Below are 16,952 nucleotides of genomic sequence, written 5' to 3' on the forward strand. Positions count from 1 at the left end.
CGGTGTCGGCGATGACGACGCCGTCTAAGGTTCAGAACTTCTTTCGAACAGTGACTGCCCATTCCCGGGGACGCCCGGGCTGGCCACTGGAATAGCCCTGCCCGCCGACCGTCTGATCGTAGATCGTGAGCAGATAGTATTCGTCGAAGAGATTTGTCACTTCGAGCGAGACATCAAGATCTTCCTCATCGTTGCGCCAGGTGAGCCGCGCATTTGCGACCGTGTAGGCGTCGATGCGATTGCTCGAACGGTTTGCGGACACCGTATAGATCTTGCTCTGGAACGAGGCATCGATGCGCGGGGTCAGCGAGCCCGCCGTACCGAGGTCGATCTCATATTGCGCGCCGGCGCTCCACTTCCATTTCGGCGTGTAGGGCGCATAGTCGCCGAATTGCGGGCCGTTCAGATTGGTCGGGCCGCCCACCGCCACCGTGGTTGTGCCGACGGTGTAGGTTCCAAAGCGCGTATACTCGAAATCAAGATAGCTGACCGCGCCATCGATGAGCAGACCATCCACCGGACGGATGGTCGCCTCCACTTCGACGCCCTTGATATCCGCATCACCCGCGTTGACCGGCAGAGCGCATGGCGCGCCAAACCCTGCGCCGGTGATAGCCGTGCAATTGCTGAGCGAAAGCTGGATCCCTTTGTACTTACTCAGGAATGTTGCGACGTTCAGGCGCAGCCGCCGATCGAAGAAGTCGGTCTTCAAGCCCAGTTCATACGCGTTCAGCGTTTCCGGGCCGAATGAAAGCGCCTGCTGAACAAAGAATGGCCGGGGATTTACGCCGCCGCCCTTGAAGCCCGTCGAGAACTGAGCGTAGGCCATGACGTCGTTGGAAAAGGCATATTGCACATTTGCGCGATAATCCACGCGCTCCCCGCTGAACTTCCCGATCGTTCCATTAAGCGGCAGAACGCCGTTTGCCGTTACCGAGGTCGGGTCAAGATAGGGCCGTTGGCGGATATATTGGTAGGTCTTGCTCTCCTTGGTGTACCGGATGCCGCCCGTCAAAGTCAGCGGGTCGATCGGGTTCCAGGACAGATGGGCAAACACCGCCTTGCTGTCTGCGTCGACCGGGTCACTTTGCTGAAACTGGAGATTTGAAGAACGCAGATCCTGGAACGAGGTATAGACGGACTTCTGGTCGCTGTAATAGGCGCCAACCGTGTAGTCGATCGTGCTCCCTATCTGGCCGTTCAGCCTGAGCTCCTGACTGAAGAAGCGAAAGGTCAGCGGCCCATAACCAAGGCTGTGAGCCATCGGCGAGACGTCATTATCGTTCGAGAAATTTGACGTGTAGCGCCGGAATGCCGTGATGGAATTGAGCTGCAAATGGTCGGCGAGCGCCCATTCGATCTGGCCCGAGACGCCCCAGCCCTTGAATCTCACCCGGCCATCGCCGCTCGACGCCCGGAAATTTCCGTCGGCAGGCATGTCGTAGGTGCCGAAGTTGCAATATTGGCCGCAAACAAAGCGATTGTCATAGGCCAGCAGCGTATCCGGGGCTGCAAACGGGTTTATGTCGCGGCCCGGGGGCGAAGCGGCAGCGTAGTTTTGCGGCGGCGATGATCCTGTCGCCGGAATGAGCGGCAAGGGGAAACGGGGACTCGCCACCGCGCCGTTCGGATATTGGCGCAGCAGCAGCACCGACCCTGCCGCGACGCGATCATCATCGGTATAATCACCGATGATGTTGATATCGAGCGTATCTGTCGGTCGCACGCGAAGCTGGCCGCGCATGGCGATATAGCCAACCTCTCCCTCCTTCGCGAGAACACAGTCGCCGCGATTGGTCCGCGCCGGGATTCCGCCAACGGGGTTCATCAGCATTGGCGTCTGGTTGGGATTGGAAGCCGTTGGAAAGGCCGGGGTGAAGGTCGCCGTGCCGCCCGCCGGATAGAGGCAACCGAAATCGAGCCGATCCACATAGCCTTCCTGCTTCTTCGCGACGCCCGAGATGCGCGCATCGATCCCGCTTGCGACATGGAAATCCGCGCTTCCACGCAGGTCGAGCCGATTGCGGATGCCATATGTCGCGGCCACATAGCCGGTGTTGCTGCCTTCGGGTTTCTTGGAATAAAGTTTGACCGCGCCACCGATGGAGTTTCGGCCGGCCAGCGTCCCTTGCGGACCACGCAGCACCTCGACGCGATCAAGGTCGAGCAGATCTATGATTGAACCGGTCAATGTCGCATAATAGACATCATCGACATAGAAGCCCACGCCGGGTTCGAGCGCCGGGTTGAAGTCAGTCTGGCCAACGCCGCGAATATTGGCACTCAGGGACGGGCCATAAGCGGCTCCCTGCGGTTTGAGCGTGACTGAAGGAGCCTGATTGGCAACCTGACTGATATCGGTCTGGCTACGCGCTTCCAGCATCCCCGCATTGACGGCCGTAATCGCGATCGGCGTGTCCTGGAGATTTTGAGCCCGGAACTGCGCTGTTACGACGATATCGGTCTCGGAAGCTTCGCTCCCTGTCTGTGCGGTTTGCCCGTTTGCCGAAGATGTCGCGAGCAAGGCCATGGCCGTGCCGCCGATCAAGAGTATTCTGCTATTCATTTTTGCCTCTCCCTTCCGTCTTTATCTTTTCATCACGACAGGTCCTGCGCTCGCCGAGCGAAGGCGCGTCTCACGTCATTGCCGCTGCTCCCTGGTGGTGGCTCTTCCAGCGATGAAGAAGCACAGGCCAGCCAGGACCGCTGTTCCGGCGACGATGAGCATTGAGTATCGAATGGCCTGAAGACCAAATGTCGGCTCCAGCAGGTCGTTCATGACCCCGACAAAAAGCGGACCGACTGCCTGCCCGAACATGGCCGAACAGAAGAGCAGGATGGAGGTCGCAACCGCTCGGGTGCGCAGCGGCGCAACGGCAACGACCCCGGCGAACACCGGGCCCTGATGGACAAGCAGGAGAAAGGCGCTGACGGCAAAGCCGCCGAGCCAGACGACATGATGGTCGCTCAAGGCAAAGGCCGCCTCGGCCGGGCCCACCAGAACGCAGGCGATGGCAGGCAGCGTCATGCGCCAGTGCGCGTGACGACGCCCGAGCCTGTCGATCAGGAGGCCGCCGAGCAGGACGCCCGCCACGCCGCAGGCGCCGCGCAACGGGCCGATGGTCGCAGCAATCTCGCCCAGCGAAAGGCCATGGACGCGTGTGAGGAATGTGGGGGTCCAGACCGAGGAGGCGAAAACATTGAGACCCATGAAGGTCGATCCGGCCAGAAGCGCAAGATAAGCGCGCGAACCCAGCAGGAGCCGGAGGCTCTGCCAGAAACGGACAGTGCTCTTGTCCTTGCTCGGGATCGCATTGCCGCGGGCCGTGCTGTTCTCCGAGGCTCCGCGGCGAGGCTCACGGACGGTCAGGAAGAAGAGCAAGGCCAGCCCCAGCCCGGGCAGCCCCGCGACGATGAACATCTGGCGCCATCCATAATGCTGCCCGACCCAGCCTGCGATGGGAAAGAAGAGAATGGACGAGATCGAGGCGGCTGTCGCGAAGATCGAATAGGCGAGCGGCCGGCGTTCGGCCCGAAACAGATCCGCTGTCATCGAGTTTGACGGCGCGATACCGCAAGCCTCGCCGGCACCCATGAGAAAGCGGGCAATTGCGAGCTGCCAGATGTTGCCGACCCAGGCTGTGGCGAGGGTCATGAAACTCCAGAACGCAAAGCCCAGTGCGATGATGTTGCGTCGGTTCCACCGATCCGCTGCCCAGGCGATCGGTACGCTCATGATCGAATAGAAGAGGACGAATGCCAGCCCTGACACGAGCCCCATCACCGTGTCTGAAATATGCATTTCCGCCTTGATCTGGGGTAACGCCAGGCCAAGCAGTGAGCGGTCAAGATAGTTGAATGAAGAGACCAGCGTCAGGAACCCCAGGCTATATATTGCCTGGGCCGACCAGTCACCGCGCGGGCTCGCCTCAAGCTCGCCGGCATTTTCGGCATTGGCCGCGGGCGTGGAGCCGTCAGGGATCGGAAGCCCCCTCACAGCCGCGATGCTCTCTTTTCCTTGGCGGTGATGAATTCGATCAGGGCCGGTTGACCGGCTTGCGTCGCGGCGATGCCGCGTCTGATTGCGTCGGCGATATCGGCGGGACGTTCGACACGCTCGCCATATCCGCCAAGCGCGCGCGCAAAAGCAGCATAGTCTCCCGAGATGTCGGTCGCACGGTAGCGTTCCGTGGCGGCCGGCATGATATCAAGCTCGATCGCCATGGCGCTGTTGTTGAGAAGGATGGAGAGGATCGGCAAACGCTCGCGGACTGCGGTCTCGAAGTCCATGCCCGTGAAACCGATCGCCGCGTCGCCCCACACGTTGATGCACAGCTTGTCCGGGCAAGCCAGCTTTGCGCCCATCGCCAGGCCAAGCCCATAGCCAAGCTGCGTCGACTTCCCCCAGCCGATATAGGAGAGCGGCGTCCTGCTTTTCCAGAATGGGGTGAGTTGGTCTCGGGGTGAACCCGCGTCATGTGTGATGATGGTGTTGGCCACATCCACCGTCTGCTGAAGTTCCCAGAGCACCCGATAGGGTGTCATCGGGACGCTGTCGCTGGTGAGGATCGGCAGCCACTCGGCCATCCATGACCGTTCGACCTGCGCAATCTCCGCTGCGATCGGGGCCATATCCCGAGGATCGTCGATCAGTCCCCGACTGGCGTCGAGCAGCATTGAAAGGGTGAGCTTTGCATCTCCGACAAGGGCAAGTTCGCAGGGTACCGACTTGTTGATGTCCGCCGGGTCGAGCGTCGCATGAATGATGCGTTTGCCCGCTGGCATACGCACCCCAAAGGCCGTCTCCGAGAAACTGCAGCCGATGCCGAGAATGACGTCGGCCTCATCAAGGAAATGCCGAAGCTGGCCGGGAACAGCTGCGCCGCCTGAGCCCAGCGCGAGGGGATGCGTCTCGTCAAAACAGCTCTTGCCTTCAAGGCTCGTCGCGACGGGCACGGCCAGCGCCTCGGCCAGAGCCCGCAGTTCATCATAGGCCTCCGCCCAGTGCACGCCCTGCCCGGCATAAATGACGGGACGTTTCGCCGATGTGAGCAGCGCGGCGGCGGCCCGAACACCGGCCGGATCGGGCGCACTTTTCGCACTGACCGAGGGGTGGTAGACAAGGGGTTCCTCTACCTCCTCGGGCAGAACGTCCCAGGGCAATTCGATGATGACCGGCCGCAAGCGACCGTTGCGCAATTGCGTGAAAGCGCGGCGCATGACGTTGCCGACTTCCTCGGCCACGTTCAACGGTTCCGCATGCTTGCAGACGTCTCGCATCGAAACGGTCGCATTATAGTTGTCGGGCAGGTGCGCGATGCGGCGCGCATAGCCCTGGGGGAGAACAAGCACCGGAACGGATTCCGAATAGGCCTGGGCGACACCGCCATAGGCATTCTCGGTGCCGGGGCCATGTTGCATGGCGAAGACACCGAGGCGCTTGCCCCGGCTCAAGCGGGAAAGGGCATCCGCCATATGGACGCCCGTCCGCTCCTGCCGGACGATGACCGGCCGGATCCCGATCTCGGCCGCCGTTTCCAGCACCGCATTACGCGGATAGCCGAAGATGACCTCCACGCCCTCTTTCGCGAGGATCTCCGCGATGGCTCTGCTGACCTTCATCTCAGGCTTTTGGGCTGAAGTCGCCAGGACCGAGGGGGCGTTCTCCCTTCACGGTCGTCCGGACGAGGTGACGGCGCTCGAATTTGAAATCATGAACACCGCGATGAAGCGTGAAGCGATTGTCCCAGACGATCAGCGTGTCCTTCTTCCATTTCACCCGGCAGTGATAATGGAGGTGCTGGGCGAGGGACTGGAGGTAATTCAGCAGAGCGCGGCTCTCTGCTTCATTCCATCCGACGAAATGCTTGAAATAGGCGCTTGTCGCAAAGAGGGCCTTGCGGCCGGTGACCGGATGGACACGCACTGCAGGATGCGTGTTGGTCAACTGATCTTCGGTGAAGTCATGGCTCTCGCGCAGGCGGAGGCGTTTTTCCGGCGGCAGATTTTCATTCTTCGACCAGATCTCTGCACCGGAATAAACCACCTGGAGCCCGTCCAGGAGCGCCTTCATCCCGTCCGAGAGATGTTCATAGACAAGATAGGCATTGGAAAACGCGGTGTCGCCGCCCCATCGCGGAACCTCGAGCGCTCGCATGACGATGCATTTGGGCGGCTGCAGCAGAAACGGGCTGTCGGTATGAAAATGCTCGAATGACGGAACGACATTCTCGGGCTCAAACGCCTCGCGACGCACTTCCTGCATATCCCGGTGCTCGCCATAGATGGGAGCCTGGGGCAGTTCGGTGATTTCACCAAAATGATGAGAGAAAGCCTTGTGCTGCTCAGGGGACAAGTTCTGGTCGCGCAGCACGATCACGGTGAAATGTTCAAAGGCCTTCATGATCTCTGCAAGCGTCTCGGAATCCAGAGGCTCGCGCAGATCGACGCCGCTGATTTCACACCCACAGGCACCACTGATTGGTTCGACACCAATGCGCTTGAACTCGGGCATCGGAAGGCCCGCGACGATCGGGGGAGGCAGCGTTGCGTCGTCGGGCATTGTCTTTGAAGCCATTGCTATTTCCTTGAAACAGGCGCGCGAACGCAGCTGGCGCGCTTAAGGTCTAAAATTCCTCACTGGGAATGCCCCGACAGCTCGTCACATGGACCGCTTGCGAGCGTCGCGCGTTCACTCGTTCCTGTCGCCGAGCGCGCGTGGCCGAGCCGACCAACATCCTCCCCCCTCATATTTTTTCCGGAGCCGTTCGCCGGCTCACCTTGGTGATTGGCTAAACCCGCACGCGCGCTCTCGTCAACATAATTTCCGATATACGTAATTACTTTTCCGATATACGGAAAATAGTCGCACTTTTTCTTTCTTGGCACGATTGAACCGGGCTATGGATGAAGGGTGGGCCAATGAAACGGTGGGGCAATGACAGAAGACGATCGCGGAGCAGGTGCACGGACAATTGCCCTGCTCAAGATTGTGGCGGAGAGCGGGGCCACATTCACACTGACTCAGCTCGGAGCGAAGGCCGCCTTGCCGCCCAGCAGCGTGCATCGCCTTCTTCAGCCGCTGATCCGCTCAGGCATGGTCGAGCGCGGGACGGGACAGGCCTATCGCGTCGGCAGCGAGTTTCATCGGGTGGCATCGCTCATCATGCAGCATGTCGATCCGGGTCGGCTGGCGGATCCGATCTTGCGGCGCCTGTGGTCGCAGTGGGAAGAAACCTGCTCCCTTTGTGTCTACAAGCCATCAACTCACACGGCCGTCGTCGTTGCCACCATACAGACGCCGCATCCCCTGCGCTTCATGATCGAACGTCACACGGAACTCTCACTGAGTTGGGGATCGCTCGGGCGCGCCATTCTGGCTTCACTTCCAGATGCAGATGCGGCCGAAGCGATGAAGAATCACGCCCTGGGCCCTCTGAGCGGCCAGGCCATGCCCTCCGCCGCTCAAATGGCATCGGTCATCGAGAAGGTTCGCACGGACGGCGTGGCAAACTACAGGAACGAGGAAATGGATGTCGCCGGTGTCGCGGCTCCCGTCTTCCGCGCCGACGGGACGGTTTTGGGGAGCTTAGGCGTCACAGCACCGGCCAGACGGCTGCTGCCGCATATAGCGCTCGACATAGAGAGCTCGGTGAAGAGTGCGGCTCGGGAGCTGTCTGCTCTGCTGGGTTATAAAGCCCGCGATTGATGTGCTTCCCGCAAGCCGGCAATACTCATCACTGGGCAAACAAGGAAGAACCATCGATGCACCGAACGAAGCTCCAGCCCCCCGAGCCCGACGCTGAATCGGTTGCCCTGCTAGCCGCTTATCGCTGCATGGCCGGCCGCCTCTTTCACAATCCCTTCAACGGAACCTGCAGCCAGCCCGCAGTGGACGGCTTCGCCGATCAGCAGAAGCGTCGGATCGTCCTGGCCAATTGCCCGGACGAGGAAGGCCAGGGCATCAAGGCGGCCACGTAGCAGCCGTTCGTCCGGCAGCGAGACATTGACGGCAATGAGCACGGGCGTGGCCGGGTCGCGGCCGGCTGCGATGAGATTCCGCGCGATGTCCGCTGCGGCCGCGCGGCCCATGTAGATGGCGAGCGTGCCGTTGATACGGCCAAGCGCTTCCCAGTCGTGCTCGATTGTCTCGCCCCGTCGTGCATGGGCGGTGAGAAAGGTCAGTTGTCTCGCCATGCCGCGCAGCGTGAGCGACGCGAGCCCCTGCGCCGCCGCGGCACTGGCCGCCGTGATGCCGGGACAGATACGCACCGGCACGCCATGCTCGGCGCAGGCAGCGAGTTCCTCTGTCGAGCGACCGAAGATCGAAGGATCCCCGCCCTTCAGGCGCAGGACATGGCGGCCGGCCAGCGCCGCTTCGACGATCAGCCTGTCGATCGTGCGCTGATCCTTGGAATGCCGCCCGGCGCGCTTGCCGACATTCACCATTTCGGCCTGAGGCGCCATGGCAAGGATCGATCTGCCGACGAGCGCATCGTGGAAAACGATGTCAGCCTGGGCCAGCAGGCGTTCCGCCTTGCGGCAGAGCAGGTCTGGATCGCCCGGCCCCGCTCCGACCAGCCAGACCATCCCGGCGGGAAATTCCTCAACCATTGGCAGCTTCCTTCCGTTCATCGGCAATGAGGCGAGCGATCGTGGGCCGGCATGAGCCACAATTGGTACCGGCCCCCAGCGCCACCCCGATGGATGCGATATCGGCCAGCCCTTCATCGCGGATCGCCGCGACGATGGTGCGCATCCCGACATCGAAGCACGCGCAGACGATCGCGCCTCTCTCCACCTGCCCGCCGGGCGCGCGACCGGCGAGCACCTGCGGCCCCTGCGGCTGCTGGAGCTGGCCGATCAGCCAGTCCCGCGAAGGCAATTCGCCGCTACGCGTCACGAACAGCGCGGCGACGAGGCGCCCCTCATGCAGGATGGCGACACGGCGCGTGCCCCGGGCAGGATCGCTCGCCTCGACCCGCTCGCCGCGCGGCAAGGCATGATCGAGCGTGAGCGGATCGCCCAGCCCCGCGATCTCGCAGAGCGTGCCGCCCGGCACCGTGATCCGCGTCGCCCACAGACAGTCGGGCAGCGGCACTTCGCCATGCACGATCAGGAAGCCATGCCAGTCGACAGCGACCGACGCGATACGCGCGGGCGTCATCTTGAAGCCGGGCTGGCCACTGTGCGGATCGACGATGGGCCGCGACAACAGACCGGCGCGGCCGCCGGTCGATTGCCGGTCCGTCCAGTGGATCGGCACGAACAACTCGCCACGCCGCTGCCCCGGTTGATGGGCAACCCGAAACACGCTCTCGCCCTGCGGCGTCGAAACCCGCGCCAGCGCGCGATCGGCCAGGCCGAACGAAGCCGCATCATCCGGATGGATCTCGACCAGCGGCTCCTCGCGATGCCGCGCCAGCCTGGGGCTGAGCCCCGTGCGCGTCATCGTGTGCCAATGGTCCCGATAGCGCCCGGTGTTGAGCGTCATCGGCCAGTCCGCGAGGCTTGCCTCCGCGTCGCGCTGCGTCACGGACACCAGCCGCGCCTTGCCGTCCGGCGTGGGAAAGCGTCCGTTCGAGAAGGGCCGCCCGCCCCACTGAAACGGTGCCAGAGCATCATAGGCTTCGTTTCCGATCGCGGCCTTGCCCCGCAGGTCAAGCGCCCGCGCGCCATCGTTGCGATAAGCGGTCAGACGGGCATGCTCGCGCCAGATCTCCGCGGGGTGATCATAGCCGAAGGCCGTGCGCCAGCCCATGCGGCGCGCGACTTCCTTGATGATCCACCAGTCCGGCCTCGCCTCTCCCGGCAGCGGCATCAGCGCACGTTGACGGCTGATCAGGCGTTCGGAATTGGTGACCGTGCCGTCCTTCTCGCCCCAGGCGGCGGCGGGGAGCCGAACATGCGCGAACCGGCCCGTATCGGTATCGGCCATCACATCGGAGACGACGAGGAAAGGACATTCAGCCAGAGCCTCGCGGACACGACCAACATCGGGCAGCGACACCGCTGGATTGGTGGCCATGATCCACACCGCCTTGATCCGGCCCTCGCCCATGGCGCGGAACAGGTCCACTGCCTTGAGGCCCGGCCTCGTCGCCATGCGTTCCGCTGCCCAGAAGCGGCCGACATCGGCGATGTCCTCATCGGAAAAGTTGCGATGCGCCGCCAATGTCGAAGCCAGTCCGCCGACTTCCCGCCCCCCCATCGCATTGGGCTGCCCGGTAATCGAGAACGGCGCGGCGCCGGTCTTGCCGATCCGGCCGGTCGCAAGATGGACGTTGATGATCGCGTTCACCTGGTCGGTGCCGCGGATCGACTGGTTGATCCCCTGGCTGAACAGCGTGACCGTGCGCGGCGTGGCGGCGAAGAGCTCGTAAAAGCACTGCAGGTCGGTGGGGGCGAGATCGCATAGGCGTGCCACGCTCCACAGGTCATTATCCGTTTCGAGAGCGCTCCAGAACCCGTCCGGCACGTTGACACGCGCTGAAAGATAGGCCTCGTCGACCAGCCCCTCGCGCCGCATGTGGGCGAGCAGGCCGTTCATCAGCGCCACGTCGGTGCCGGGGCGCAGCGGCAAGTGCAGGTCGGCCTCCTCGCAGGTCTCGGTGCGGCGAGGATCGATGACGACGAGCTTCGTGCCCCGTGCGGCACGGGCAGCCATGATGCGCTGATAAACCACCGGGTGGCACCAGGCCGTATTGGAACCCACGAGCACGATGAGATCGGCCGCGTCGAGATCGTCATAGCTGGCCGGGACGACATCCTCCCCGAACGCCCGCTGATGACCGGCCACGGCGCTCGACATGCAGAGGCGCGAGTTGGTGTCGATATTGGCCGAGCCGATGAAGCCCTTCATCAGCTTGTTGGCGACATAATAATCCTCGGTCAGCAACTGGCCGGAGACGTAGAAGGCGACGCTGTCCGGCCCGTGGCGGGCTATGGTGTCGCGAAAGCGCTTCGCCACCAGGTTGAGCGCCTTGTCCCAGCTTGCGCGGCGGTTGCCGATCATGGGGTGGAGCAGCCGCCCCTCAAGGCCGACCGTCTCGCCCAGATGCGTGCCCTTGGAGCAGAGGCGGCCGGCATTGGCGGGATGATCGGGATCGCCCTTGATCTCGACCTTCCGCTCGCCGGTCACACGCGCGAGGATGCCGCAGCCGACACCGCAATAAGCGCAGGTTGTTCGGACAGCCACTAGTCCCTCCCCTTCCGGAATAGGGCTTGGATGGAGTGGGGCTTGCGGTGGTTTTCGCTCACGCCGCCGCCTTCAACGTGCTTGCCCGGCAGATCAGCACCCGCCCGCCATCGATCTTGACCGGGATGACCGGCGTGCAGCCCTTGTCCTCGCCTTGCGCTTCCCCGGTGGCGAGGGCGATGTTCCAATTGTGCAGGGGGCAGGTGACGCTGTGGCCATGGACGATGCCCTGGCTGAGCGGTCCCTGCTTGTGCGGGCAGCGATTGACCAGCGCGAAGATCCTGCCGTCACTGGTGTGGAAAACGGCGATCTCTTCGCCGCCCTCGACGGGCACGGTGCGGCTGCCGCGCACCGGAATCTCATTCACCCAGCCGATGTCGAGCCATTCGCCGATCATGCCATTTCCTCCAGCCGTGCAGGTCTGAACTGCGCCATGTGCGCATGCTGCTCGCGCTCCACGCCTTCGGCGCGCTGCGCCCAGGGATCGTCCTGACTGAAGCTCTGCGAGAAGAGGAAGCGCGCGCGCAGCGCCTCGCGACCGATGTCATCCTCGACGATCCGCTGCTTCACATAATCAATGCCGACCCGTTCGATCCAAGGCGCGGTCCGCTCCAGATACCGGGCTTCCTCGCGGTAGAGCTGGATGAAGGCAGCGCAATAATCGAGCGCTTCCTGTTCCGTCGCCACCCTGCAAAGCAGATCGGTTGCGCGAACCTTGATGCCGCCATTGCCGCCGACGCTGAGCTCGTAGCCCGAATCCAGGCAGACCACGCCAAAGTCCTTGATGGTCGCTTCCGCGCAGTTGCGCGGGCAGCCCGAGACGGCGATCTTGAACTTGTGGGGCATCCAGGACCCCCATGTCATCCGCTCGATCCTGACGCCGAGGCCGGTCGAATCCTGCGTGCCGAAGCGGCACCACTCGCTGCCGACGCAGGTCTTCACCGTGCGCAGCGACTTGCCATAGGCATGGCCCGAAACCATGCCGGCGGCATTGAGGTCAGCCCAAACCGCGGGCAGATCCTCCTTGCGGATGCCGAATATGTCCAGCCGCTGCCCGCCCGTCACCTTGACCATCGGGGCGTCATATTTCTCGACCACATCGGCGATGGCGCGCAGCTCGCGCGGATTGGTGAGGCCGCCCCACATGCGCGGCACGACGGAATAGGTGCCGTCCTTCTGGATGTTGGCGTGCATCCGCTCGTTGACGAAGCGGCTCTGCTGATCGTCGACATACGCACCGGGCAATGCGCACAGCAGATAATAATTGAGCGCCGGACGGCAGGACGAGCAACCATCAGGCGTGAACCAATGGAGCTTCTGCATTGCCTCGGGGATTGATCGCATGTCCTGGGCCACGATCTCGCGACGGACATCGTCATGCGTGAAGGTCGTGCATTTGCACATGGTCCTGGAGCCGGCCTGAACATCGTCGCCCAGCGTGATCGCCAGCAATGTTTCAACCAGGCCGGTGCAGGACCCGCAACTGGCGGACGCCTTGCAGGTGGCGCGCACGGCGTCGAGACTGTGCGCCCCCCTCGCGATGGAGGAAAGGACCTGCCCCTTGGAGACGCCGTTGCAGCCGCAAATCTCGGCATCGTCCGAGAGCGCTGCAACGGCAGCCTTAGGGTCCGCCGCGCCCCCTCCCGAGGCGAATGCCTGGCCGAAGATCAGAACGTCACGCAGGTCGGCGACGCATTCGCCTTTCCTCAGAAGATCGAAATACCAGCTTCCGTCAGCGGTATCGCCATACAGGACCGCGCCGATGATGCGGTCGTCCTGCAGCACGAGACGCTTATAGATGCCCCGACTGGCATCACGCAGGACGATATCCTCGCAACCACCGCCGACGCCCGAAAAGTCGCCCGCCGAGAAGACATCCAGCCCGGCGACCTTGAGCTTGGTCGAGGTTGCGGAACGGCGATAGGGGTTCGCCTTGCCGGTCAGGCCGTCCGCGAAGCTGCGGCACATGTCCCACAGCGGCGCCACGAGGCCATAGACATTGCCGTCATGTTCGGCGCACTCTCCCACGGCCAGGATCGACGGGTCGTTCGTGACCATATGGTCGTCGACCTTGATACCGCGCCCGACCTCCAGCCCCGCCTCGCGCGCCAAGGCGACCGAAGGACGAATGCCGACGGCCATGACGACGAGACTGGCCGGGATTTCCCGCCCGTCCTTGAGGCGCACGCCTTCCACCTTGCCGTCACCATAAATCTCGGCTGTGTCGGCGCCCGTGAGGATCGTCTGTCCACGTTCTTCAAGGGCCGTCTTGAGCAGCCAGCCCGCAGCCTCGTCGAGCTGACGCTCCATCAGGCTACCGGGCAGATGCAGCACCGTCACGTTCATGCCGCGCAGCGCAAGGCCATGCGCCGCCTCGAGACCGAGCAGGCCGCCACCAATCACCACGGCCGCACCGCCCTTTTCTGCTGCGGCGAGCATGGTGCCGACATCCTTCATGTCGCGAAAGCTGACGACGCCGGGAAGGTCCTTGCCCGGCACGGGGATGATGAACGGGTCCGACCCCGTCGCGATCAGCAGGCGATCATAGCCCAGCGTGCAGCCGGACCGGCTGGTGACCGTTGCGGACGCGCGATCGATGGAGACGACGGGATCGTCCGTGATGAGCGTGATCCCGTTGTCGCGATACCAGTCATGCCCGTTGATGATGATCTCGTCGAACGTCTTCTCGCCCGCGAGGACCGGGGAAAGCATGATCCGGTTGTAGTTCACATGCTGCTCGGCACCGAAGATGGTGATGCGATAGCGCCCCGCGTCTCGCGCCAGCAGTTCCTCGATCGCCCGGCAGCCGGCCATGCCGTTTCCCACCACGACGAGATGCTCGCGTGGATCACCGGAGAACCGATCTGCAGGCTCGTCGGCCCCTTCGCGGGGTTGATAGTCCTGGAAGTCCATGTCCCATGCTCCAAAACAAAAAAAAGCCGCCACCCAGGCTCCGGCTTTGGCCGGAAGCTGGATGGCGGCTTTGCCATCATGACACGCCTTGGCAGTCCATCCTCGGACCGTCGCGGCTATAAGAACAGGGCAGCCTTGCCCTTCGCACTGCAGCATGACCGGGATCGCATCCCGGCGCAAGCGTCAAAATATCCAGTCGACCTGCAACCAGAACTTGCTGGTATCGGTCGCGAGCGCATCGGCCTCATAGCGCGCGAATCTCGCCGAAAAGACGGTGTGCTTCACCTTCATGCTGGCCAGAAGATCGATCTCGTCGCCATAATGCTGATCGAGGCGATCGCTCTCGAAACGGTGCCAGGTGGCCTGCAGCGAGACCGAATCGATCTCGCCGACCCCGGTCCAGCCATGGCCTGCTCCCACATAGAGATCACGCACGCCATTGGGCGGCGTGGTCAGCAGTTTGTCGGCCCAGCCCTGAAATTTGAAATTCGTGCCCAACGGGGTCTGGAAGCTGGTGAGCGCCATGCCGTCGTCCGCGCCCAGCACCTCGTAGCCGGCGTTCAGCTTGAACGGCTTCACATCCAGCGCGAGGTCCACAAGCCAGTAATCGGCAGCATAGCTATTGGGATTGCGGCGATAATCGCCCTGGCGCGCATAGCTCAAGCCATAGCTCAGCCTGGCCGTCCGGGAGAGGCTCCGAGATCCGGAAAGACGGAGCCCATAGGTCTGGCTGGAGAGACGATAGCCCTGCACATCGGCTTCGTCCTGATCCACCAGATAGGCAAATCCGGTGACCTTGCCGACGGGCGTTGCATAGGAGAGGTTCACGAAGATATTCTCGCCATCAATGCTTCGCGGACGTGCGCCCCTGCCGTCCACACCCCAGATCGTGCGAACACTCCACGCATAGCTGAGATCCAGCTTGAAGCCGCCTAAGCCTGTCCATTCGGCGCGCACCGCGTCGAAGCTCTGCGCATTCTGGCGGAACGCCACGTTGCCGATGAAGCGCTCGTCATCCAGCGCGATCCGCTGTCGCCCCCCAGTAACGGTCAGGGCCTCCGCCCGGTACTGAAGCTGCGCCCGATAGAGCGCGACATTCTCCGGATCAGCGACGAGCGGACGCGGGGCCGATCCGTGGAGGCCGTCATGATAGCTGCCGGCCAGCGCCAGCGTCCCTTGCACCTCTGCAAGTGCCGACCACGAGCCTATGCCAGCCTGTGCCCCGGTGCGAAGGCGGATCGTCGCGGCATGAGCCTCGTCGGGAAGCCCAGCCTGCTCCACGGCTTCATAGCGCAATCGCGCATCGATGAGGGGCTGGACCGTCACGGTCTGGGCGCAAGCCGGCCCGGCAGCGGCCAGCCCGGCCGCCGCGAAAAGACAAGACTTCATGGACTATCCCCCGATGAGGAAGCCGGCGAACAGTGTTCTGGACGCCGGCTCCGCCACTTCAGCTCAGATGCGGGCGCCAGTGCTCCAGTTCGCGCGCCATTGCCCCTTCACGAGCGTAATGCCCACCAGCGCCAGCAGGGCGAGACCCGCGAAGATGAGAAAACCGGACCCGAAACTGCCGGTGAACTGCCTCGCGAAACCCAGCGACGACGCGAGATAGAAGCCCCCTACCCCGCCAGCCATCCCGACCAGCCCGGTCATGATGCCGATCTCGGACTGAAAGCGCTGGGGAACGAGCTGGAAGACCGCGCCATTGCCGGTGCCAAGCGCCAGCATCGCAATCACGAACAGCGTGAGCGCAGCTCCCAATGTCGGCGCCATGCTGACCCCGGCAAGCGCGAGAGCCGCGACGATGAACACCATCATCAGGCTGTTGATGCCTCCGATCCGATCCGCCAGAGCGCCGCCCATGGGCCGCACCAGCGAGCCGGCGAAGACACAGGCGGCCGTGCAATAGCCGGCCAGGATCGTGGTCAGGCCGAACTGGTCAGTGAAGTAGATCGTCAATGAAGAGGCAAGCCCCGAGAAGCCGCCGAAGGTGACGGCATAGAAGCCCATCAGCCACCAGGCATCGGCGGTCTTGAGGGGCGTGAAATAGTCCGCGAATTTCTTCGGCGCGGGCGCATCGGGCGCATCCTTGGCCAGGATGAGGTAAATGACGAGGACGATCGTGAGCGGAATGCAGGCGAGGCCCAGCACGGCGTTCCAGCCGAAGAGCTTGGCCAGGACCGGCGCGAACAGCGAGGCAAGGACGGTTCCGGAGTTGCCCATGCCGGCCAGTCCCATGGCCTTGCCCTGATGCTCCGGCGGATACCAGCGACTGGCGAGCGGCAATGCGATGGCGAAGCTGGCCCCGGCGAACCCGAGAATGATCCCCAGGACAAGCGTGCCGACAAAGCTGTTGACGCCCAGAAACCACGCCGCGAGCAGGCCCGCGATCACGATCAGCTGATTGAGGGCACCGGAGAGCTTGGGGCCGATCCGGTCGACCAGCAGACCGTTCGCCACGCGGAGCAGGGCGCCCATCAAGGTGGGCGTCGCCACCATCAGGCCCTTTTCGGCGGGGGTCAGGGAAAGCGTCCTGGTGATTTCCGGCGCGAGCGGCCCCAGCAGGACCCACACCATGAAGGCGAGATCGAAATAAAGGAACGCAGCAATGAGCGTCGGTTTGTGGCCGACGCGCCAGAAGTTGCTTTTCGCGGCGGCGGCGTCCGGCATCACGGCGCCGGAAATGTCCTGAATGACTGTAGCCATGTCACGTCCCCCTCTTTGGACGATGAAAACGAAAAAAGCCGCTCGACGGATTTGCGCGCATGGGCGCGAAATCCGGTCAGCGGCTTTGCTGCGAAATGGGGAGGACAGTCTGGGCTCCGTCTGTGGAGCATACCGTCCA

The 16,952-nt window shown here is 63.2% G+C and carries 11 protein-coding genes; 1 reads left to right on the forward strand and 10 read right to left on the reverse strand.

The genetic code is table 11. The features are described 5' to 3' along the window. Window positions 1–31: 31 nt before the first annotated feature. The 4 genes from SLG_RS13680 to SLG_RS13695 all read right to left on the reverse strand — a co-directional run bounded on the left by SLG_RS13680 (window position 32) and on the right by SLG_RS13695 (window position 6,577). Window positions 32–2,548 (reverse strand): TonB-dependent receptor, encoded by a 2,517-nt coding sequence (locus SLG_RS13680; RefSeq protein ID WP_051003767.1) that lies wholly within the window; start codon window positions 2,546–2,548, stop codon window positions 32–34. Between the two features lie 93 nt (window positions 2,549–2,641). Further along, window positions 2,642–3,997, reverse strand: a complete 1,356-nt coding sequence (locus SLG_RS13685; protein ID WP_014077081.1) for a spinster family MFS transporter — start codon at window positions 3,995–3,997, stop codon at window positions 2,642–2,644. Then, window positions 3,994–5,622, reverse strand: coding sequence for a thiamine pyrophosphate-requiring protein (locus SLG_RS13690; protein WP_014077082.1), 1,629 nt, complete (start codon window positions 5,620–5,622; stop codon window positions 3,994–3,996). The genes SLG_RS13685 and SLG_RS13690 overlap by 4 nt, the downstream gene beginning before the upstream one ends. A 1-nt stretch (window position 5,623) precedes the next feature. Further along, window positions 5,624–6,577: a TauD/TfdA dioxygenase family protein gene (locus SLG_RS13695; RefSeq protein ID WP_014077083.1), complete on the reverse strand. Its 954-nt coding sequence runs from the start codon at window positions 6,575–6,577 to the stop codon at window positions 5,624–5,626. Between the two features lie 360 nt (window positions 6,578–6,937). Between SLG_RS13695 and SLG_RS13700 the strand changes: the two genes are divergently transcribed. Further along, complete coding sequence (locus SLG_RS13700; protein ID WP_014077084.1) at window positions 6,938–7,708, forward strand: IclR family transcriptional regulator; 771 nt, start codon at window positions 6,938–6,940, stop codon at window positions 7,706–7,708. Between the two features lie 110 nt (window positions 7,709–7,818). On the opposite strand, the gene cobA is transcribed toward SLG_RS13700, so the two are convergent. The 6 genes from cobA to SLG_RS13730 form a co-directional block, all read right to left on the reverse strand. Next, complete coding sequence (gene cobA / locus SLG_RS13705; protein WP_014077085.1) at window positions 7,819–8,613, reverse strand: uroporphyrinogen-III C-methyltransferase; 795 nt, start codon at window positions 8,611–8,613, stop codon at window positions 7,819–7,821. Then, on the reverse strand, window positions 8,606–11,197 hold the full coding sequence (locus SLG_RS13710; protein ID WP_014077086.1) for a nitrate reductase: 2,592 nt from the start codon (window positions 11,195–11,197) through the stop codon (window positions 8,606–8,608). Before SLG_RS13710 ends, cobA begins: the two co-directional genes overlap by 8 nt. Before the next feature lie 58 nt (window positions 11,198–11,255). Beyond that, window positions 11,256–11,594 carry a nitrite reductase small subunit NirD gene (gene nirD / locus SLG_RS13715; protein WP_014077087.1) on the reverse strand — a complete coding sequence of 113 codons (339 nt, stop codon included), beginning with the start codon at window positions 11,592–11,594 and terminating at the stop codon, window positions 11,256–11,258. Beyond that, window positions 11,591–14,110, reverse strand: coding sequence for a nitrite reductase large subunit NirB (gene nirB / locus SLG_RS13720; RefSeq protein WP_014077088.1), 2,520 nt, complete (start codon window positions 14,108–14,110; stop codon window positions 11,591–11,593). Before nirB ends, nirD begins: the two co-directional genes overlap by 4 nt. Before the next feature lie 183 nt (window positions 14,111–14,293). Further along, on the reverse strand, window positions 14,294–15,499 hold the full coding sequence (locus tag SLG_RS13725) for an alginate export family protein (protein ID WP_014077089.1): 1,206 nt from the start codon (window positions 15,497–15,499) through the stop codon (window positions 14,294–14,296). Between the two features lie 63 nt (window positions 15,500–15,562). After that, window positions 15,563–16,813, reverse strand: coding sequence for a nitrate/nitrite transporter (locus SLG_RS13730; protein WP_014077090.1), 1,251 nt, complete (start codon window positions 16,811–16,813; stop codon window positions 15,563–15,565). Between the last annotated feature and the right edge of the window lie 139 nt (window positions 16,814–16,952).

Origin of the sequence: Sphingobium sp. SYK-6, assembly GCF_000283515.1 — a bacterium.
Taxonomy (GTDB): domain Bacteria; phylum Pseudomonadota; class Alphaproteobacteria; order Sphingomonadales; family Sphingomonadaceae; genus Sphingobium; species Sphingobium lignivorans.

What these genes read in the sequence shown, in the direction of transcription:
- nirD (WP_014077087.1), bottom strand. Translation starts at nt 11,594, where the DNA reads ATGATCGGCGAATGGCTCGACATCGGCTGGGTGAATGAGATTCCGGTG.
- nirB (WP_014077088.1), bottom strand. Translation starts at nt 14,110, where the DNA reads ATGGACTTCCAGGACTATCAACCCCGCGAAGGGGCCGACGAGCCTGCA.
- SLG_RS13695 (WP_014077083.1), bottom strand. Translation starts at nt 6,577, where the DNA reads ATGGCTTCAAAGACAATGCCCGACGACGCAACGCTGCCTCCCCCGATC.
- SLG_RS13725 (WP_014077089.1), bottom strand. Translation starts at nt 15,499, where the DNA reads ATGAAGTCTTGTCTTTTCGCGGCGGCCGGGCTGGCCGCTGCCGGGCCG.
- SLG_RS13700 (WP_014077084.1), top strand. Translation starts at nt 6,938, where the DNA reads ATGACAGAAGACGATCGCGGAGCAGGTGCACGGACAATTGCCCTGCTC.
- SLG_RS13690 (WP_014077082.1), bottom strand. Translation starts at nt 5,622, where the DNA reads ATGAAGGTCAGCAGAGCCATCGCGGAGATCCTCGCGAAAGAGGGCGTG.
- SLG_RS13730 (WP_014077090.1), bottom strand. Translation starts at nt 16,813, where the DNA reads ATGGCTACAGTCATTCAGGACATTTCCGGCGCCGTGATGCCGGACGCC.
- cobA (WP_014077085.1), bottom strand. Translation starts at nt 8,613, where the DNA reads ATGGTTGAGGAATTTCCCGCCGGGATGGTCTGGCTGGTCGGAGCGGGG.